The 17,902-nt window shown below is 73.2% G+C and carries 20 protein-coding genes; 11 read left to right on the top strand and 9 right to left on the bottom strand.

Annotated elements, in window-relative coordinates; genetic code table 11:
- Nucleotides 1-214 precede the first annotated feature (214 nt).
- Together BLS21_RS09570 and zwf are read left to right on the top strand one after the other, a co-directional pair.
- Nucleotides 215-574 (top strand): hypothetical protein, encoded by a 360-nt coding sequence (locus tag BLS21_RS09570; protein WP_091216991.1) that lies wholly within the window; start codon nucleotides 215-217, stop codon nucleotides 572-574.
- Between the two features lie 704 nt (nucleotides 575-1,278).
- Nucleotides 1,279-2,769 (top strand): glucose-6-phosphate dehydrogenase, encoded by a 1,491-nt coding sequence (gene zwf, locus BLS21_RS09565; protein WP_091216988.1) that lies wholly within the window; start codon nucleotides 1,279-1,281, stop codon nucleotides 2,767-2,769.
- Between the two features lie 256 nt (nucleotides 2,770-3,025).
- On the opposite strand, the gene BLS21_RS09560 is transcribed toward zwf, so the two are convergent.
- Both BLS21_RS09560 and BLS21_RS09555 read right to left on the bottom strand, forming a co-directional pair.
- Nucleotides 3,026-3,205 (bottom strand): hypothetical protein, encoded by a 180-nt coding sequence (locus BLS21_RS09560; RefSeq protein WP_091216985.1) that lies wholly within the window; start codon nucleotides 3,203-3,205, stop codon nucleotides 3,026-3,028.
- A gap of 345 nt (nucleotides 3,206-3,550) precedes the next feature.
- Nucleotides 3,551-4,645 (bottom strand): PLL family lectin, encoded by a 1,095-nt coding sequence (locus tag BLS21_RS09555; RefSeq protein ID WP_091216983.1) that lies wholly within the window; start codon nucleotides 4,643-4,645, stop codon nucleotides 3,551-3,553.
- Between the two features lie 1,138 nt (nucleotides 4,646-5,783).
- On the opposite strand from BLS21_RS09555, the gene BLS21_RS09545 reads away from it, so the two are divergent.
- From BLS21_RS09545 to BLS21_RS09525, 5 genes are all read left to right on the top strand, one after another.
- Complete coding sequence (locus BLS21_RS09545; RefSeq protein ID WP_139177073.1) at nucleotides 5,784-6,977, top strand: glycosyltransferase family 4 protein; 1,194 nt, start codon at nucleotides 5,784-5,786, stop codon at nucleotides 6,975-6,977.
- Nucleotides 6,968-7,618 carry a class I SAM-dependent methyltransferase gene (locus tag BLS21_RS24600; RefSeq protein WP_139177072.1) on the top strand — a complete coding sequence of 217 codons (651 nt, stop codon included), beginning with the start codon at nucleotides 6,968-6,970 and terminating at the stop codon, nucleotides 7,616-7,618. Before BLS21_RS09545 ends, BLS21_RS24600 begins: the two co-directional genes overlap by 10 nt.
- Entirely contained in the window at nucleotides 7,615-8,889 is a 1,275-nt protein-coding gene (locus BLS21_RS09535; protein WP_139177071.1) for a radical SAM/SPASM domain-containing protein, read from the top strand. The genes BLS21_RS24600 and BLS21_RS09535 overlap by 4 nt, the downstream gene beginning before the upstream one ends.
- A gap of 749 nt (nucleotides 8,890-9,638) precedes the next feature.
- Nucleotides 9,639-9,986 (top strand): hypothetical protein, encoded by a 348-nt coding sequence (locus tag BLS21_RS09530; RefSeq protein ID WP_091216970.1) that lies wholly within the window; start codon nucleotides 9,639-9,641, stop codon nucleotides 9,984-9,986.
- A gap of 238 nt (nucleotides 9,987-10,224) precedes the next feature.
- Nucleotides 10,225-11,163 carry an EamA family transporter gene (locus BLS21_RS09525; RefSeq protein WP_245700236.1) on the top strand — a complete coding sequence of 313 codons (939 nt, stop codon included), beginning with the start codon at nucleotides 10,225-10,227 and terminating at the stop codon, nucleotides 11,161-11,163.
- Nucleotides 11,164-11,248: 85 nt separating this feature from the next.
- Here BLS21_RS09525 and BLS21_RS09520 read toward each other — a convergent pair whose 3' ends face one another.
- The 3 genes from BLS21_RS09520 to BLS21_RS09510 are packed head-to-tail and all read right to left on the bottom strand — an operon-like array spanning nucleotide 11,249 to nucleotide 12,979.
- Entirely contained in the window at nucleotides 11,249-11,605 is a 357-nt protein-coding gene (locus BLS21_RS09520; RefSeq protein ID WP_091216965.1) for a hypothetical protein, read from the bottom strand.
- 34 nt (nucleotides 11,606-11,639) lie between these two features.
- Nucleotides 11,640-12,566, bottom strand: a complete 927-nt coding sequence (locus BLS21_RS09515) for a dioxygenase family protein (protein ID WP_091216962.1) — start codon at nucleotides 12,564-12,566, stop codon at nucleotides 11,640-11,642.
- On the bottom strand, nucleotides 12,563-12,979 hold the full coding sequence (locus tag BLS21_RS09510; RefSeq protein ID WP_091216958.1) for a DUF2218 domain-containing protein: 417 nt from the start codon (nucleotides 12,977-12,979) through the stop codon (nucleotides 12,563-12,565). Before BLS21_RS09510 ends, BLS21_RS09515 begins: the two co-directional genes overlap by 4 nt.
- Nucleotides 12,980-13,787: 808 nt before the next feature.
- Between BLS21_RS09510 and BLS21_RS09505 the strand changes: the two genes are divergently transcribed.
- Both BLS21_RS09505 and BLS21_RS09500 read left to right on the top strand, forming a co-directional pair.
- Nucleotides 13,788-14,060, top strand: a complete 273-nt coding sequence (locus tag BLS21_RS09505) for a YciI family protein (protein WP_091216956.1) — start codon at nucleotides 13,788-13,790, stop codon at nucleotides 14,058-14,060.
- Nucleotides 14,061-14,159: 99 nt separating this feature from the next.
- The gene (locus tag BLS21_RS09500; protein ID WP_091216953.1) at nucleotides 14,160-14,555 is read left to right on the top strand and encodes a hypothetical protein; all 396 of its coding nucleotides are present in this window, start codon (nucleotides 14,160-14,162) and stop codon (nucleotides 14,553-14,555) included.
- Between the two features lie 64 nt (nucleotides 14,556-14,619).
- On the opposite strand, the gene BLS21_RS09495 is transcribed toward BLS21_RS09500, so the two are convergent.
- On the bottom strand, nucleotides 14,620-14,910 hold the full coding sequence (locus tag BLS21_RS09495) for a hypothetical protein (protein WP_091216950.1): 291 nt from the start codon (nucleotides 14,908-14,910) through the stop codon (nucleotides 14,620-14,622).
- A gap of 220 nt (nucleotides 14,911-15,130) precedes the next feature.
- Between BLS21_RS09495 and BLS21_RS09490 the strand changes: the two genes are divergently transcribed.
- Nucleotides 15,131-15,334, top strand: coding sequence for a cold-shock protein (locus tag BLS21_RS09490; protein WP_091216949.1), 204 nt, complete (start codon nucleotides 15,131-15,133; stop codon nucleotides 15,332-15,334).
- A gap of 63 nt (nucleotides 15,335-15,397) precedes the next feature.
- Here BLS21_RS09490 and BLS21_RS09485 read toward each other — a convergent pair whose 3' ends face one another.
- The gene (locus BLS21_RS09485) at nucleotides 15,398-15,859 is read right to left on the bottom strand and encodes a hypothetical protein (RefSeq protein WP_245700235.1); all 462 of its coding nucleotides are present in this window, start codon (nucleotides 15,857-15,859) and stop codon (nucleotides 15,398-15,400) included.
- A 77-nt stretch (nucleotides 15,860-15,936) separates the two neighbouring features.
- Here BLS21_RS09485 and msrB point away from each other — a divergent pair, with 77 nt between their 5' ends.
- A complete protein-coding gene (msrB, locus tag BLS21_RS09480) occupies nucleotides 15,937-16,359 on the top strand; it encodes a peptide-methionine (R)-S-oxide reductase MsrB (protein WP_091216946.1) in 423 nt (140 codons plus the stop codon).
- Here msrB and BLS21_RS09475 read toward each other — a convergent pair.
- Both BLS21_RS09475 and hemQ read right to left on the bottom strand, forming a co-directional pair.
- A complete protein-coding gene (locus BLS21_RS09475; protein ID WP_091216943.1) occupies nucleotides 16,319-16,909 on the bottom strand; it encodes an SRPBCC family protein in 591 nt (196 codons plus the stop codon). The genes msrB and BLS21_RS09475 overlap by 41 nt on opposite strands.
- A gap of 14 nt (nucleotides 16,910-16,923) precedes the next feature.
- Nucleotides 16,924-17,640 carry a hydrogen peroxide-dependent heme synthase gene (gene hemQ, locus BLS21_RS09470; protein ID WP_091216941.1) on the bottom strand — a complete coding sequence of 239 codons (717 nt, stop codon included), beginning with the start codon at nucleotides 17,638-17,640 and terminating at the stop codon, nucleotides 16,924-16,926.
- Between the last annotated feature and the right edge of the window lie 262 nt (nucleotides 17,641-17,902).

The following is a 17,902-nucleotide window of genomic DNA, read 5'->3' as shown; positions in this document are numbered from 1 at the left end:
TAAGCCGGACGTCCGCGACGCGCCGAGGTATCTGTCGCCTCAGCCCGGGACTCTTCCCTCCAGACGCAGGAGGTCGGACGGCCGGGGCGGGCTGTGACCGGCTCGGGCTCGGGTGGACCGTCCTGCCCCGTCGATCCAGCCGGCCTGGACGCAGCCCCCGGAGGTCGCCTCCGAGGCAGCGGACGGGCTGGCCGACATCCGGAGGAGTACGCCGATGCGCCTGCTCAGCCTGTGGGTCTCCCGGTTCCGCCGCACCCTGCGTGCCGCCAGGATCGCGGTCGATCCCGGCGAGGACGACCCGGCTGCCGACGAGACCCGGCCGCCGCAGTCCACGCCCGACCCGGCCGCTCGGGTCGTGCTCGCCCACGACGACCTGCTGTGGTTCAAGACCAGCGAGGACGCCGAGGGGCGGATCACCCTCGGCCTGCTCGCATGCTCCCCGACCAGCATCGGCGTGCTGGTCGACGACAACGGCGAGTCGCTCGGCCTGCGGCTGTCCCGAGCCGAGGCCCAGGACCTGCACCGGTCGCTGGTCACCTGGCTGGCCCACACCGGCCGGGCAGTCACCACCTGAATGACCGCTGCTGCTCCGCCGGGCGTTGCGGGCGGCCCGGGCCACGCGACCTCAGCCACTGCCACGAGGACGCCGCTCGCCCGTCGACCCGGCCAGCTCCGCGTCGGGTCGTGTGGCGGATGCGGGCAGGTCGAGGTCGTGGCGACTCCCGCCGCGGTCCGCGATGCGGCGGGACCGGTGGGGACCGATCCCCGTCCGCAGGAGACCGTGGTGGACTCCTCTGGACGAGGACGAGGACGAGGACCCCGCCACGCACGACCCGGACCATGTCGGCTCGTCCTTCGCGGCGGCGCTTCGCGCCTCCCCGGTCCTCGCCGAGGTCCGTGCTCCCCACCAGGGCCGCTCCACGGGCGGACGGCTCCGCGGCCGCCGGGATCGCCGCTCGGCTCCCCCGGTCCCGGGTGCTGAAGGCGGTCGACACCACGTTCGCCGCGAGCCCGGGGTCCGGCGCCCTCGGCGGGCAGCTGGCCGGTGACGACGGCGAGGCCAGGTCGCTGCTCTCGGGGATCGTCACCGCGAGGGGCCCGCACGCCTCGGCATCGGGACGAGGACGGCCGTCCGTTCTGCAGCCAGGGCCGCGCTGTTCCTGCCATCCTCGGGCTCAGGCGTCCCGTCCGGCCTCCTCGGCCGCCGGGACGGACGGACACGGGCCGATCGGCTCGCTCCGAGCGGCATCGGCGAGTCGGCGCGGAGGTGGGCGGCGCATGACGACCTCGGAGGAACGACGGGCACCGGCGTGTGTCCTCGTCATCTTCGGCGCATCAGGTGACCTGACGGCGCGCAAGCTCCTCCCCGCCCTCGAACGGCTGGCGGCCTACGGGGCACTGCCACCGGAGGTCGCCCTGGTCGGGGTGGCACGCACCGTGATGACCGACGAGGAGTTCGGCGCCTACTGCCGCGAGAAGGTCCCCGGGACCGACAACCCGCGGTGGGCGGACCTGGTCTCCCGCGCCCGGTACGTGCACGGTGGCTACGACGACCCGGCCACCTACACCCGCTTGGCCGAGGTGCTGGGTGAGTGCGACCGCACGCACGGGACGGCCGCCAACCGCGTCTACTACCTCGCCACCCCGCCCCGGCTGTTCGGGCCGATCGCGCTGAGCCTCGGCAAGGCCGGGCTGGGCACGCCGGCCGGGGACGCGTTCGTCCGCGCGGTCATCGAGAAGCCGTTCGGGTGGGACGAGGACAGCGCCCGGGAGCTGTACGCGGACCTCACCTCGGCCTTCACCGAGGAGCAGATCTTCCGCATCGACCACTACCTGGCCAAGGAGACCGTGCAGAACCTGCTGGCCCTGCGGTTCGCCAACTCCATCTTCGAGCCGATCTGGAACCGGACCTGGGTCGACAACGTACAGATCACCGTCGCCGAGACCCTGGGCGTCGGCGAACGCGGCGGGTTCTACGAGACGACCGGCGCGATGCGCGACATCGTCCAGAACCACGTCCTGCAGGTGCTCTCCCTCTTCCTCATGGAGCCACCGACCTCCTTCCACCCCGAGGCGATCCGGGACGAGAAGGTGAAGCTGCTGCGCGCCATCCGCCCCGTCGACGGCGAGCGCGACATCGCCACCAACGCCGTGCGCGGCCAGTACACCCGCGGTGGCACCCGCGCGGACCTGATGCCCGGCTACCGGGAGGAACCCGGCGTCGACCCGCTCAGCTCGACCGAGACCTTCGTCGCGATGCGCCTGGACATCGACAACTGGCGGTGGACCGGCGTGCCGGTCTACGTGCGCACGGGCAAGCGGCTGCCCGCCCGGGTCACCGAGGTCGCCATGCAGTTCCACCGGCCCCCGCACCTGCCGCTGTTCCCCGGCACCGCGGCCGACCTGGAACCGGACACGCTCGTCGTCCGGGTCCAACCGGACGAGGGGCTCAGCCTCCGCTTCGGCGCGAAGGTCCCCGGGCACGCCTTCCGGGTGCAGAAGGCGTCGATGGACTTCTCCTACCAGAGCTTCGAGGAGCAGTCCCCGGATGCCTACGAGCGGGTCATCCTCGATGCGCTCGTCGGCGACCCCACCCTGTTCATCCGGGCCGACGAGGTGGGCCGGTCCTGGCACATCGTCGACCCGGTGCTGCGGTACTGGGCTGCCGACCCCCGTCCCATCCCGCTGTACCAGGCGGCCACCTGGGGTCCGCCCGAGGCGACCGCGCTCATCACCCGCGACGGCCGCAGCTGGCGCCACTCGACCTGACCGCGGGCGTGTCGACGAGCCCAGCCCTGCCAGTGCGGCTCGGGCGTCGCCTGGCCCGGCGCCGGCACGGTGCCCTCATCGACGCCGCAGTCCCACCAGGACTCCCCGGCCCGGGCCAGCGCTGTCGGCCCCCATCCCCGCGGCCGCCCCGGTCGCGGACGCCGTAGACGCACGTCGGTGGCAACGCGGGTCGCGGTGCGCGTCGGGACTCGCCCGTCGTGCGCGGCGCCCCGGCGATCTCCCCATGGCGGCCGGGTCAGACGATGCGCATCCGGACGTGCACCTCCTCACGGGCGGTGTGGGTCATCGCGACGACCAGGTCCAGAGCCATCTCCTCGAGGTCGTCGACGCTGTCGGCCTCGGTGGTACCGACCCCCGCGACGTCGATCACCCAGTGGTCGCCCTCGCAGATGGCGGTCGCGGTGTAGTCGGTCATCGGTCCTCCAGTCAGGTCGTCAGCGGGATGTCGCTGGGGTGACGCGCCGGCCGGATGCCGACCAGCCCCCACCGGGCTGGCGATCGCCGCCGCGTGGCCGACCGCGGCCGGCTCGCCCGCATCGTCCAGCAAGGACTCCCTCCGGCTGCTGCTCCACCAGCCCGACCCGATGACCCCCGACGGCGCCCGCGACGTCCTCCACGCTCGTGCCGCACCGGCCGGATGCCACACCAGGGCGACGGAGAGACGGGACCTCTGCCTCAGTCTCCTGGCGCTCCGCAGGGGACGGGTCGTCGTCCCGCGCCGCGACGTGGGTGTGTCGCCGACGGCCGCTCCTCCGACTGCCTACGGCCTCCCCAGCCGGTCCCAGTCCAGCTGACCTGGCAGCCACTTCTTGACGTCGCCGTCGCACCACTTGTGCCAGACGTGATCCGGGCTGCCGCCGAAGATGTCGACGCGGTTGGGCCCTCGGGACACGACGGCTGTCCGGTACGGGTACGAACCACCGAGGTTCTCGAACCCGGTGCCGATCGGAGGGTCCCAGGCAGCACCGTTCCATGCGAGGTGGTGAACCGAGCCGCTGACCCGGTCCAGTGCGAAGACGTCCAGGCGATCCGCAGCCCACGACACCGCAGTCAGCGAGTAGTACCGGCCACCGCCGACCTCGGCCTGGGAGCTCACATCTCCGCCCAGCGGCTCCCAATCCTGCTCAGGCCTCCACTCGTCGGGCTGCCACCACTTGTGCGTCAAGGTCCCCGTTCCCCCTGCGCCACGTTGGACCGACAACAGGTCAAGACGTCCAGGAGCCCAGGAGACAGCAGCAGGATTTGCGAACTCCTGCTTGCCCAGGGGTTCCCAGGCGAATCTGCTAGGCCCTTCCTCGTCACCGTTCCACCATTTGTGGTGCACCACGCCGTCGACTCCCTGTCCGAATACGTCGATCCGGGTCCCGCCCCATGAAGTCGCCGCCGGAACGCCCACGAACTGGCCGCCGAGTTGCCTCCAGCGCGGCTCCCACGTGCCTGCTCGAAGTGTGCGGCGATGCATGCTCAGGGAGGGATCAGCCTCAGGGCCGGGGCCGGTGCAGAAGACGTCGAGACGATCCGGCCCGCTGGCGACTGCGGTCGGGCCGAATTGGAAGTCCAGACCCAGCAAGACCCAGTCGAGAGGCCCAGGTTGCCACTCGAACCCGTCCCACCACTTGTAATACACTCCGGTGTCCCTGCCCAGGGCGAAGAGGTCCATCCTCCGCGACCCTCGAGCCACTGCTGCAGGAGAACCGCTGAACCGTCCGCCGAGCGGCTGCCAGTCCTCATGTCCGGGCAGCCAATCCTGACCGTCGATCTTCCACTTGTAGTACATCTGCCCGTCGTCGCCGACGCAGAACAGATAGATCCGATCGGCACTGGGCGCTACTGCGGCCGGCCAGGTCAGACTCATGGTTGCCTCCTCCTGGGTCGGGGGCACTCTCGTGCACCGGCGTCGTGCGCTCCCGTGGCGACACCCGTGCGGCACGCCGACGCCCGCATGCGCGGCCCTACCGATGCCATGCACCGTCTGGCGGAGGCTCCCGTCGCGTGAGCGGCCAGAGCTCGCGCTCGTCTCCGGGATCGTCCAGGCATGAGCTGCGGCCTCGCCTCGGTTCCGCTCGAGGTGGTGGACCAAGCCGGTCGGGCTACAGGGTCGTCGTGCCCCCAGGGGTCCTCCTGGACAACGGGGTGGCCTCGCGTCCCCTCGCTGTCACGGATCCGGACGCAACCACCTGGCCGTCACCCGGCCGTCACCGGGATGTCACCCTGCCGGGGAGGGAGGTGTTCAGCAGACGGAGTCAGCCCGGTCGATGCGGTGGGGCGGTGCTGCCTGACTCGCCGGAGCCGGCGATGCCCGGCGGCGCGCTCGTGTCGCCGGCCTCCGGAGCCGCGGCTGCGATGGTGACGGCCCCGCCCCCACCGCGGGCTCGTGATGCATCGGTGACGGACTGGTGACGTGGCGCCTCTAGCGTGCAGGTGCTGCAGGTCGTGGCAGAGCGGAGCCGGCCGACCCGAGCGTGGCCTCGGTCGTGCCCGCCTGACAGCTGCGCCGAGAACTGCAGCATCCGGACCGACGACCGCAAGACGTACGGGTACTGCAGTGCGGAGGCCCCCATGACCGGTCCTGACGAGGCACGCGAGCAGGAACTGAGGGAGATCCTCCAAGAGGTACGCGCCCTACGCCAGGCGATCGACGACCTGAGGCACAGCACGGATGTGGGCTCGAGACTCCCGGCTGATTACGCGGTCCTGGTCAGATCACAGCCGACACTCCCCCCCACCTATGAAGTCGCTGTCCGCACCCAACCGGCACTCCCGCCCGACTACGCAGTTCTGGTACGAGGCTCCCTGCCCTTCCGGCCCCCGACCTATGACGTCCTCGTGCGCCGGGCGGACTCCGAAACCGGGCAAGGACCCGTCCTCGACGAGCCGCCGGGCCGCCCATGACCCCGACGGTGGGTTACATCCCGTACACCGGCACGGGGCACAGCGCGGAAGCGGAGTGGTTGCAGGACCACTTGTCGGTACCCGTTCAGGTCGCTCGTGACGTGCCGTCCCTCAACGAGGGGCCGCTCCGTCAGCTGCCCGACGTGGAGTTCCTGCACGGGACCATCCGAGAGTTCCTCCCGTTGCCCGCGGTGGTGGCCGAAGGGCCCGGTGGCTTCCTGTGGGGAGCCCTGCTCCGGGCCCACGGATTCTCCGGCACGCTGACCGTGCTGCCCTACGTCAACCCACGAGGCTGGTGCGACGTGGCCGCCCTCGCCTCGTACCGGCGGTTCGCAGATCGGCGGGATCGGGTCTTCCTGGGCTCGACGCCGGCGGCGGCCGTGTACCAGGCCCTCGGCGTCGAGACGTCGGTCGGGGAGCCCTACGGCATCGACGACGGGCTGTTCACCATCCGGCCGGGCGCGGCGCGGATTCGTGACCAGCTGAGGATCCCGGCGGGGCGAGTGCTCCTGTTCGCCGGGCGCGCCCAGCCCGACAAGGACCTCTACCGGCTGCTGCGGGTGAGCCTGAAGGCGCAGGTGCTGTTCTCGGACCTCCAGATCGTGATCGCCACCCACGTCGTCGACCGCGGATACCTCGACGCGGCCCGAGGACTCCTGCGCAGCAGCGCCGGCGTGCACTTCGTCCTCGACCCTGCCCCCGAGCAGCTGGCCGACCTCTACAACGTCGCCGACGCGTTCGTCACCGCTTCCACCAGTCACTTCGAGACGTTCGGACGTGCGCCCGCGGAGGCGCTGGCGTGCGGCACAGCCGCCGTGGCGCCCCGGTACGACGGCTTCGCCGAGGTGCTGGCCCAACCCGGGGGAACGCTGGTCGACGTCGAGATCGACCCGGCCACAGGAGAGCTACGGGCAGACGAGGAACGACTCCTCCGCGGCATCTTCGACGTGCTGAGCGCACCGGGTCAGCCGCCGCGGCACGAGGTGGCAGCCACTGCCCGGCGGCGCTTCGGCCGGTCCACGACGCTCAGGGAACTCGGCTACCTGGCCGGTCGCGCGCCTCGACCGCCACGGACGCCGGTGCGCCCGGCTCGCCTCCGGCTGCCGGACGCATGGTGCGAGCCGCTCGAGGAGGCCGGTCGCCGCTTGCCACCGGCCGCCCTCGCCTGGATGTGGAACGACTGCGACCACGACCGCCTCGGCGGGTACGACCACGCCTTCACGTCGCAGGTGCGTCGCTCGTTGTGCGTACCACCGCCGGTCGACGACGGGCAGGAGGTCACCACGTGCCGCTGAGCATCTGGACCGGCATGGAGGACTGCGTGCAGACCATCGTCGAACGCCGCCCGTCGGCGGTCCTCGACGCCGGGATCGGCTTCGGGCTCTGGGGGGCCCTCCTCCGCCAGTACCTGGATGTCTGGTCGGGCCGCATCCAGCCTGACCAATGGGCCACCCGCATCGATGGCATCGAGATCGACGAGAAGCGGGTGCAACCGCACGCGCGTCATCTGTACACCGACGTCCTCATCGGCGACATCCGCGAGCTGGTGCCTCGCCGAGCCGCCGACCAGGCCTACGACGTCATCCTCTTCGGCGACGTCATCGAGCACCTGCCCAAGGACGACGGCCGCGCCCTGCTGCACGTCGCGGCCGGTCTGGCCCGACAGCTCGTGGTCGTGCGCATCCCCCTCGGCGACGGATGGCGCCGGGAGGGCCGGGAGGAGCCGGACCACCACCGCTCGCAGTGGTATCCCGCCGACTTCACCGGATGGCCGTGCACCATCCGCGAGTACGACTTCTGGGGGAACCCCTACGGGCTCATCACGATCGAGACGAGCCGGTCGACGGCTGTCTCCGACCGCGGCGAGGTGCTGGGGGTCCTCGACAGACGCCTGCAGGAGCTGGAACAGCGGGTGGAGAGGCTCGTCCAGCCATGATGCTCAGCCCGGACATCACCCTCATCATCAAGGTCACGAACGCGTGCGACCTGCAGTGCCGCTACTGCTTCATCGAGCCGTCCGTGTTCCACAAGAAGATGACCGACGAGACCGCACACCGGGTGGTCCACGCGTTCCTGCAGTCGGACTTCTTCCGGTCGGTCCAGTTCGTGTGGCACGGCGGTGAACCACTGTTGCGCGGACGAGGCTTCTTCGAGCGCGTCTTCGAGCAGCAACGGACCTGCGAGACCCGGGTGACCTACACCAACGCGACCCAGACCAACGCCACGCATCTCGACGACGACATGCTGGAGTTCCTGCTGGCCAACGACGTCAGCATCGGCCTGAGCCTGGACGGGCCGGCGGAGTTGACCGACGCGTCACGGCGAGGACGCCGCAACCTGCCCCTGCTGACCGGCGACCGCGGCACCGGCCCCGCCCATCGGGGGGCACACGAGACGACCGTCGACGCTGCGCGGCGGCTGCAGCAGCGCGGGCGCGCAGCGGGCGCGATCGTCACGGTGAACCGCAACAACGTCGGCCATCCCGAAGCCGTCTATCAGGAGTTCAGATCCCGGCGCCTGCACATGAAGATCAACCCGCTCACGCGCTCGGGACTGGCCGACACCCCGCTGGGCGAGGACCTGGGCATCACCGCCGACGAGTACGGCGACTTCCTGGTGCGCATGTTCGACGCCTGGTTCGACGATCGCGACGCGCCGATCTCGATCGAGCCCTTCGGCCAGCACATCGCCCGGATGCTCGGCGACGAGGCGACGCACAGCTGCTTTTACACGCTGAGCTGCCACAGGTTCTTCCTCGGCATCTCCCCGGACGGCGATCTGTTCCCGTGCGGCATGTTCCAGGGCGAGCCGTCGTTCCGGTACGGCAACATCCACGAGATGGAGCCGCAGGACGTCGCGGGGACCGTCCTGTTCGGGAGGATCGACTCCCGTGAGCAGAAGGTGCTCCAGACCTGCTCGAGATGCGCGTTCTTCGACCTCTGCTACGGCGGCTGCATGTTCCACTCCCTGAAGGACTCCAAGGTCCTCGAGGAGAAGGACTACTACTGCGTCGGCTACAAGACGTACTTCGAGCACGTCCTGCGGCGCATCCACGACGACCTCGGCCGAGCCGTGCAGGTCAGCGGTGGGACGTCGTCCGATCCTCCGCGCGGTGAGCCCGGGCCTGACGGGCACGGCGCCGATCGAGCCACATCTGGACGGGCTCGGACGTCCGTGCCCGCACCGGCACGCGAGGACAACAGGTAGGACGGCTCGTGCCGTGGGCCACCGGAGCGCAGCACCGAGCAGGCGCCACCGCCGGTGTCGAGGGCCAGGCGGCCGGCACCGACACCTCACGTGTGCATCGGGTGCAGAACCACTGGGCGTGTGTCGGGCCGGCGCTCGAGTCCAGCTCCTGGACGACGTCAGTGTCTCGACCGCTGCGCGCCCGGACTGACGTGACCGGTCTCGTCGACCCCCGCGGACAACTCACACGGTGATCACCACCTCTACGGACGCCGAGGCGGGGTCACGCGGTCAGGCGTCGCACCAGTTGTCTCCTGGGTGCATCCAGGAGTCGCCGCCCGGAGGAGGGCCGAACGGCACGATGGCCCGGCCCGAGGTCCCCGGCCCGCGGACGGTCGAGAGCGGGTGCGCTTCGGCCGCGCAGCAACCTCGGCCGTTCTCGGACCCCCCGGCGGCCCACCACCAGTCCGGGTCACGCACAGCGGTCGGTGCCCGTACCGGAGCGCCGGCCATCTCGTCGGAACACGAGCAGCCGGGCCCGGGAGGCCGGCTGCCGCCGACATCCGGGCGACCAAGGCCTGCGGTCGTCGGCTCGGTCATCACGGCTCCCTGTCGGCAGCTGCCGCTCGGAGGGGTCCTCCACCACCGGACGTCGTCGACCGCCACCGGCTGCTGACGGCGCCCTGCTGGTCGTAGGTTGGTCGTGTCGTCGCGGGCCGGGGACCCCCGGTCCGCGCGACGTGCTCGACACGAGCTGAGAGGGGAACCGGATGGCGACCGACCGGCCCGACCCGGGCGAGTTCCTCGAGCTGGCGCAGCGGATGCTGCGCGAGCTGTTCGGCGGTCCGCGCAGCGACGACGACCCGTGGGCGGATGCGACGCGTCGTCCGGGCGAGCGCTCCGAGATCTCCCGGGGCGACCGCGAGCCCAGCGTCGATCAGCAGCGCGAGAACCTCTCGTTCGCGCTCGCCACGCGCGCCGTCGAGGCGCTCGAGGACCTGGCGCTCAACGTCGCGGCGATCCGTCAGCGCCTGGAGCGCACGGACACGCAGTCCTCGGGCGCGCGGTCCGGGAGCGAGGAGCGAGGCCCGAGCGGAGCTGACGCCGCCGAGCAGTGACCCCGACCCGACCCGGGCCGCGGCTCGGTGATGGTCGGTTCCTGGGTGGGAGCGCGGACGGCCCCACCTGGCGGGGCTCGGACGCCGTGCCCATGACGCACGGATCGGGGGATCGGGTTTCCGTCCGCGGCGGGACGGTGCCTAGCGTCGGGGGCGCCCACCCACCGCAGCGCTCCCGGGAACCGCATCGGACATGAGCACCTCTCCGCCGACCACCGCCGCCGATGGACGCGCCTCCTTGCTCCGCCGATGGGCCGCACCCGGGAGGGGCGCGGCGGTCGGCATGGTGCTCGGCGGCATCCTCTCGGTGCAGTTCGGCGGGGCGTTGGCCGCGACGATGTTCGACCGGGCCGGCCCGGCCGGCATGGTGACCCTGCGGCTGTGCGGTGCCGCGCTCGTGCTGCTGCTCCTGGTCCGCCCCCGCTGGTCGGGCCGCTCGCGCAGCGACTGGGCCGTGATCGCCGCCTTCGGACTCTCGCTGGCCGCGATGAACGGGCTGTTCTACGAGGCGCTCGCACGGATGCCGATCGGCGCGGCGGTCACCGTGGAGTTCCTCGGGCCGCTGGGACTGGCCGCGGTGCTGTCCCGCCGGCTGCAGCACCTCGGCTGGGTGCTGATGGCCGCCGCCGGCGTGTTCCTGCTCGGGTACGGCTCGCTGACCGGGCTGGACCCGGCCGGGGTGGCCTTCGCCCTCGCCGCGGGTGCGTGCTGGGCGGGCTACATCCTGCTCTCGGCCGAGACCGGGCGCCGCACCACCGGGCTGGACGGGCTGGCCCTGGCCAGCGGGGCAGCCGCGCTCATGGTGCTGCCGATCGGACTCACCTCGGCCGGATCGGCACTGGCAGCGCCCGATGTGCTCCTGGTCGGGCTCCTGGTGGCCCTGCTGTCGTCGGTGGTGCCCTACGCCCTCGAGCTGACCGCGCTGCGCGCCCTCGCCAGCCGGGTGTTCGGCGTGCTGATGAGCCTGGAACCGGCCGCGGCGGCCATGGCGGGCCTGATCGTCCTCGGCCAGGTCCTCACCCCGCTGCAGCTGGTCGCGGTCGCGTTGGTCGTCGTCGCGAGTGCCGGGGCCGCCCGCTCCCCCGCCAGGGCTCCCCTGCCCAGCGGCGCGCCCCGTCGGCCGCGACGCCCCCGGACGAGGTCGCGCGCCCCCTCGGATCGACGGGGCGAGCCGTGACGAGCCCGAGCCGGTCGACCAACCCTCGCGACCACTGCCGGGTCGTCGCGTCCAGCAGCCCGGTGGATCTCCTCGGGTGGACCCGTCACCTCGACGCGGCGTCGAGGAGCTCGGTGGCGATGCCGGTGAGCTGGTCGACCTCGTGGGACATGAGCTGGTCGAACACCAGCCGGCGGACCTCGGCGACGTGCCCCGGGACGACCTGATCGAGTGCGGCCCGACCGGCGGGGGTGCGTCCGGCCGGCTCGCTCATCCGCAGGTCCTCGTCGCGGCCCTGGGAGAGCATGGCGAGGATCTGGTGGTGGACGTGGCCGATGCCGGCGTCCTCGCGCAGCTGTCCGCCCAGCCGCGGCGGCAGCAGGGTCACCAGCCGGACCAGCGGCAGCCAGGCGGCCGTCTCCGCCTCGTCCAGCCAGCGCGGCTCGCCGTCGCCCGGGGGCACGGCGAGGCCGGTGGTCGTGGTGGCGCCCGTCGTGCTACGCCGCCTGGAAGGACCGCCGGGAGAGGCCGACGCCGTACCCGTCGAGGGTGGTGAGCACCGGCGCGGTCGGGTCGGTGGCCGCACCGAGGGTGACGAACAGCGGCGTGAAGTGCTCCACGGTGGGGTGCGCGTAGGGCATCCCCGGGGCGGCGGTGCGGAAGCGGGCGAGCTCGGCGACGTCGCCGCGGGCCAGCGCGTCGGCGGCCCAGGCGTCGAAGTCCGCCGACCAGCCCGGCACCTGGTTCTCCAGGAACATCTCCCGGGTCAGGAACGGCAGGCCGTGGGTCATGTGGCCCGAGCCGACGACCAGCACGCCCTGCTCGCGCAGCGGCCGCAGCCGCTCGCCGAGGGCCAGCAGCGCGTCGGGGTCCTCGGTGGGCAGGCTCAGCTGCAGCACCGGGACGTCGGCCGCCGGGTACATGATCTTCAGCGGCACCCAGGCGCCGTGGTCCAGGCCGCGGCGGGCGTGCTGGTGCACCTGCTCGGTGTCCGGCACGAGACCGACGACCTGCCGGGCCAGCTCGCCGGCGTCGGGGGTGTCGTAGCGGAACGTGTGGTACAGGGCGTCGAAGCCGCCGAAGTCGTAGACCAGCTCGCTGGGCCGGGCGGCGCTCAGCGACAGCGGGGCGGACTCCCAGTGCGCGGAGACGACCAGGATCGCCTTCGGCTTGGGCAGCGCGCGGGCCCAGTCGTGCAGCGGGTCGAGCCACTCGGGGCTCTGGAAGGGCATCGGCCCGCCGCCGTGGGAGAGGTAGAGGCTCGGCAGCGGCCCGTCCTCCGGCGTCCAGACGCGGTGCGGGGCGGTGGCCTCGAGAGCGGCGGTGCGCCGCAGGTGGGCGGCGAACGGGTGCGTGGCCGGGATGCGGGCGTCGGCGACGGCGGTCGTGGTGGGGGCGGGCGTGGTGGGGGCGGGCGTGGTCATGCGGACTCCTCGGGAGGCGGGACGGGGGTGGCGGTCGGGGCACCGGCGTCGCGCACCCACCGCACGGTGAGGCCCTCGCGCTGGGCGAACCGCTCCAGGTGACTGCCGAGCACCTGCTCGACCCGCGCGACGGACTCCTCGTCGTCGCCGGCGGCCTCCAGGGTCAGCACGCCCTCGCCGACGACGATCCCGGCGGTGGCCGCGCCGATCACCGCGGTCGCCGGCGCGGTGACCGCGTCGCCGGTGAAGGGCACCTTGCGGCCGAGGTGCGCGATCAGCTGCTTGGCGTAGCGGGCAGGGGCGGTGGTGGCCACGTCGGCCCGGGAGCCGATCGCCCGGGCCCGCCCGGCGGTGCGGTCCACCGGCGTCTCGCCGGGCGCGGGGTGCGGGAACGCGGACGGTGTGCCGCTCATCAGCCCTCCAGGCACTTGAAGTCTCAAGCAGAACTCACCATACACACCATCGCTTGAAGCTTCAATTACCTGCCCGCAGCGCTCTCGCGAGCGCTGGGTGCAGTCCGGCCGGGCGAGCGCGGAGGCCCCGCCGCGCAGGTCGGGCTGCCGCGCCGGTGGGTGCGCCGCGGCTTCCGCTGACGATCCCGCGAGCTCGGCTGCCGTCGGCGGCGGACCCGTCGTCCAGCTCGACGGTCCTCCGCAGCGCGCGACGACGGCGCCCGCCCCGGACGCCGGTGGCCACCCGGACGGCGACGACGCCCCACGGGACGTCGATCCCCTCCCCGAGGCGAGCTGGGAGACGAGCAGACCGAGTGCGGTGGCTCCGCAGACGGCCACGAGCACGGCCACGACCCCGCGGGCCCGCGGGGTCCGCGGCAACCGGACCTGCTCCTGCGCCGGGAGATCCCGGGCCCGGTCGACGGCCGCCCGGCGCAGCCGCGGGTCCGGCAGCCGCAGTCCGCGCGGGACGTCCGCCGCGACCCGTGCCGCCTCCCCCGCCGACAGCCCGTGCCGGCGGACCGGGTCCCGCCACGGGTCCGGCTCGGCGCCCGGGCGCAGCCGCGGCCGGTAGGGCGGGCGGGCCACCCACCACGCCAGCAGGGGGCAGACCCACGGCGATCACCAGGACGGCGACCAGCGGCGTGGTCACCCGGGAACCGTGCCCTGTCGTGCCGGATCCGCAGCGAGCTGTTGCCCGTCCGCGTGACGCCGTCGCCGGTGCGCCGAGCACGCACGGGAGGCCCCGGTCGGGCCAGGATGCCCGGCCATGAAGTACGTGATGACCTACCGGGCGGTCGAGGACTTCCTGCCGCTGGCCCAGCTCAACTACCCCGCGCACTCGGCGCGGGTCGAGGAGTTCGCCCGGCGCGGGGACCTGCTGATGGTCGGGACCTTCGACGAGCCGATGAACGGCGAGGCCATGGGCGTCTTCACCACCCGCGAGGCCGCCGAGGAGTTCGTCGCCGGCGACCCGTTCGTGGTGAACGGCGTGGTCGCCAGCTGGGCGGTGCGCCCGTGGAACGAGGTGCTGCAGCCCTGACCGGTCACCCGGACGGGTGACGGACGCCCGCGCGGACGACGCCGTCGCCTCCGACCTGCCGTTGAGGACGTGTCCGGTCCACGACGGAGGAGGTGCACGGTGCGGGTCTCGTTCCTGGTCTACGGCGTGCTCTACGTCGTCGTCGAGATCGTCGGCGCCCAGATCGAGGCGATCGGCTGGCCGCAGCTGACCGCGCTGGACGTCGCCACCGCGGTGGCCAACGCCTGCCTGACCGTGGCCGTCGGCATCGCCGTCCTGGTCGGGGCGGACGTCGGCGGTCGCCGCTGGCACCGCTCGATGCTGGCCTGGCGCGAGGAGCGCGCGCGGCTCGTCGCGGAGTCGTGGGACGAGCCCGGGACGATCACCGTGTCCTCCTGGCGACCGGAGCCGCTGGCGCTGCCGGCCGGCCGCTCCCGGGGGCCCGCACCCGGCGGGGACTACGCCGTCCCGTCGCGCGGCCGCCCGTTCCCCGAGGACCCCGGGCGCCTGCTCTGACGGCGGTCCGTGCACCCAGCGCGATCCCACGAGGGGGACGCGGGTGCCTGCACACCGCGCGGCCTCAGCCCGCGAGCATCGCGGCCTTCAGGCCCAGGTCGTGGACGGCGGCCGCGGCGGCACCGCCCCGGCGGATCGCCCGGGCCAGCGACACGGCGTCCGCCGGGGTCGGCCGCGGGCCCGTGCCGGCGACCAGCCGCCGCACCTCGTCGGCCGGGGCGCCCGCGGCGTCCTGGCGCAGGTACACCCGGCCCTCCAGCTCCAGCCGCTCGGTGAGGTCGGCGTCCAGGTCGGCCTCGGCGAGGTCCTCGACGTCGAGCAGGACGATCGGGTCGGTGGAGAGCGTGGCGGTCATGGCGAGAGTCCGTTCCGTTCGAGGCCGGGCCCGTCCCGGCAGCAACGACGATCCGGCCCGCTCCGCAGCACGCCGACGAGACAGCCGCACGATCGCCGCAAGACCCGGCGCGGTCGCCCCAGCGCCCCGCGGGGCCCGTTCGACCGCTAGGGTCGTCGCCGTCGGGAAGGCCCTGCGCACTGGCAGGACCCCGATGCACCACCTCAGCTAGGAGCGAGCAATGCCCGAAGGAACTGTCAAGTGGTTCAACGCCGAGAAGGGGTTCGGCTTCGCCACCCCTGACGGTGGCGGACCGGACGTCTTCGTCCACTACTCGGCCATCCAGACCAGCGGGTACCGCTCGCTCGACGAAGGCCAGCGGATCTCGTTCGACATCGAGCAGGGCCAGAAGGGCCCGCAGGCGGCGAACGTCCACCCGCTCTGATCGACCGATCAGCACGGCGCCCCCGTCCGGCTCAGCCGGGCGGGGGCGCCGTCGTTCCCGGGGCTAACGGGCCCGGGGCACGTACCCCCCGATGAGAGCCGACATCAGCAGCGCGCCGGCGTCCGGCCCCACCGCCGCCGCGGCGTCGGCGAACGCCCGCCACCGGGCCCGCTCCACGTCGGTCGGCGCGTTCTGCGCCCGGGCGCCGAGCTGCTCGAGCAGCCGGTCCCACTCCCCCTGCGGCGTCGGCCAGAGCCCGGTCAGCCGCCGGGCCTCGGCCGAGACCCCGGTGAACCGCACGATCTCGCCGGCGTAGTTCGTCAGCGCCTCGACGTAGCCCGCCGACACCAGCGCCCGCGCCGCCGCCGTCACCTCCGGCTTGGGCAGCCCGCTCGCCGGCACCACCTGACCGAGGTAGGGGTTGCCGCCGTGCTCCGGCCCGTCGACCAGCCGGGCGATCGCACGCAGCACCGGCAGGTCGCGGGTGAACCAGACGTCGGGCAGCGGGGTGTCCAGCGAGCGCACCCGTCCAGTCTCCGCCGGGTGCGCCGCCGCGCCGTCACCCGGGTCGGCCGGTGGCGGCGGCTCGTACCGTTGAGCGCATGACGACGTCCGCGCAGAACCAGCCGAAGGTCAGCAAGAGCGACGAGGAGTGGCGGGCGCAGCTGTCGCCCGAGGAGTACGCCGTCCTCCGCCGGGCCGGCACCGAGCGGCCGTGGACCGGGGAGTACGTCGACACGAAGACGCAGGGCGTCTACAGCTGCCGCGCCTGCGGGGCCGAGCTGTTCCGGTCGGAGACGAAGTTCGACTCGCACTGCGGCTGGCCGTCGTTCTACGAGCCGTCGTCCGCCGACAACGTGGTGCTCCGCGAGGACCGCAGCCACGGGATGGTGCGCACCGAGGTCCTCTGCGGCACCTGCCACAGCCACCTCGGCCACGTCTTCGACGACGCCCCGCAGACCCCGACGGGCGACCGCTACTGCATCAACAGCGTCTCGATCCGGCTGGAGCCCGCCCAGGGCTGATCCCCGCCCGGATGCGTGCGGCCGAGGGCGGTCCCCCACGGGGGAACCGCCCCCAGGCTCGTCCCGGGGACGTGGCGGCGGCCAGCACCGGGGCGAGCTGCCGCCAGCGGTGCTGCCGCCAGCGGAAGAACCCGCCGGCGAGGGCCTGCACGAGACCGGTCAGCCGTCCGGCGCCGACCTCGACCTCGTCGGTGTAGCGGCAGGTGGTGGGCCCGGCCGGTTCGACGGTGATGTGGTGACGCCAGACCGACACCGGGCCGCCGTGTTCCTCCGTGCGCGCGGTCATCGCCGCGTCGTCGAGGACGTCGATCCGCAGGGTGTGCTGCGAGAGGGGCAGCACCCCGAGGAGCAGCAGCCGGGTGCTCACCGACTCACCCTGCTGCCAGGGCCGGTGCCGCCCCTCGAGTGCCGGCATGCGGAGCACGGGAGCGGCGACGTGCACCAGGGTCGCCGGGGACCGCAGCGCCCGCCAGACCACCTCGGCCGGCGCGTCGAGGGTGCAGGTGCGCCGGACGGCCCGCAGCCGTCGTCCGCCGTCCGGACGGGGCACGGGCGGAGGAGGCGTCACGGCAGGTCGGCGACCAGCTCCGCGACCGGCTTGCGGACGCCGGTGTAGAACGGCACCTCCTCGCGGACGTGCCGCCGGGCGGTCGAGGCCCGCAGCTCGCGCATGAGGTCGACGATGCGGTGGAGCTCGTCGGCCTCGAAGGCGAGCATCCACTCGTAGTCGCCGAGGGCGAACGAGGCGACGGTGTTGGCGCGGACGTCGGCGTACCCGCGCGCCATCCGGCCGTGCTCGGCGAGCATCGCGCGGCGCTCCTCGTCGGGCAGCAGGTACCACTCGTAGGACCGCACGAACGGGTAGACGCACACGTAGCGGCGCGGCTCCTCGTCGGCGAGGAACGCCGGGATGTGGCTGCGGTTGAACTCGGCCGGCCGGTGCAGCGCCATCTGCGACCACACGGGCTCCAGGTGCCGGCCCAGCGCGGTGCGGCGCAGCCGCGTGTAGGCCTCCTGCAGCGCCTCGGGGGTCGAGGAGTGCCACCAGACCATGAGGTCGGCGTCGGCGCGCAGGCCGCTCACGTCGTAGGTCCCGCGGACGACGACGTCCTTGCCGGCGAGCTCGTCGAGCAGCCCCTGCACCTCGTCGGCGACGGTGGTGCGCTGCTCGTCGCCCAGCGGGCGGGCCAGCCGGAACACCGACCACATCGTGTAGCGGATGGTGGCGTTCAACTCGTTCGCCCGCTTGCCGATGCTGCGCTGGTCGGTGTGCTCGCTCATGTCCCCATCATCCCCCGCGGTGCCGGGCGACCGCCGCCCGCCCGACGGTGGGCGGGCGGCGGCGGTGGCCTCCCCGCACGGGGCCCGCCGCGAGCTCGCGAGGGGCGGGGGCAGGGAGGTCCTCGCTCAGCGGGAGGCCGAACTGGTCTCCCGGAGGTCGCGGGCGGGCCCGGTGTGGGCGTCGCGGCAGTCGCTGCACGCGGCCATCCACACGTGGTGCCGCAGGCAGCGGGCGGGTCGGGGAACGGGTCGGACAGGGTGG

The organism is Geodermatophilus siccatus (assembly GCF_900103785.1).
Taxonomy (GTDB): domain Bacteria; phylum Actinomycetota; class Actinomycetes; order Mycobacteriales; family Geodermatophilaceae; genus Geodermatophilus; species Geodermatophilus siccatus.
This window is presented reverse-complemented; position numbering and strand designations above follow the sequence as displayed.

Coding starts and splice junctions, on each gene's coding strand:
- BLS21_RS09570 (WP_091216991.1), top strand. CDS start 215: ATGCGCCTGCTCAGCCTGTGGGTCTCCCGGTTCCGCCGCACCCTGCGT.
- zwf (WP_091216988.1), top strand. CDS start 1,279: ATGACGACCTCGGAGGAACGACGGGCACCGGCGTGTGTCCTCGTCATC.
- BLS21_RS09560 (WP_091216985.1), bottom strand. CDS start 3,205: ATGACCGACTACACCGCGACCGCCATCTGCGAGGGCGACCACTGGGTG.
- BLS21_RS09555 (WP_091216983.1), bottom strand. CDS start 4,645: ATGAGTCTGACCTGGCCGGCCGCAGTAGCGCCCAGTGCCGATCGGATC.
- BLS21_RS09535 (WP_139177071.1), top strand. CDS start 7,615: ATGATGCTCAGCCCGGACATCACCCTCATCATCAAGGTCACGAACGCG.
- BLS21_RS09530 (WP_091216970.1), top strand. CDS start 9,639: ATGGCGACCGACCGGCCCGACCCGGGCGAGTTCCTCGAGCTGGCGCAG.
- BLS21_RS09515 (WP_091216962.1), bottom strand. CDS start 12,566: ATGACCACGCCCGCCCCCACCACGCCCGCCCCCACCACGACCGCCGTC.
- BLS21_RS09510 (WP_091216958.1), bottom strand. CDS start 12,979: ATGAGCGGCACACCGTCCGCGTTCCCGCACCCCGCGCCCGGCGAGACG.
- BLS21_RS09505 (WP_091216956.1), top strand. CDS start 13,788: ATGAAGTACGTGATGACCTACCGGGCGGTCGAGGACTTCCTGCCGCTG.
- BLS21_RS09495 (WP_091216950.1), bottom strand. CDS start 14,910: ATGACCGCCACGCTCTCCACCGACCCGATCGTCCTGCTCGACGTCGAG.
- BLS21_RS09490 (WP_091216949.1), top strand. CDS start 15,131: ATGCCCGAAGGAACTGTCAAGTGGTTCAACGCCGAGAAGGGGTTCGGC.
- msrB (WP_091216946.1), top strand. CDS start 15,937: ATGACGACGTCCGCGCAGAACCAGCCGAAGGTCAGCAAGAGCGACGAG.
- hemQ (WP_091216941.1), bottom strand. CDS start 17,640: ATGAGCGAGCACACCGACCAGCGCAGCATCGGCAAGCGGGCGAACGAG.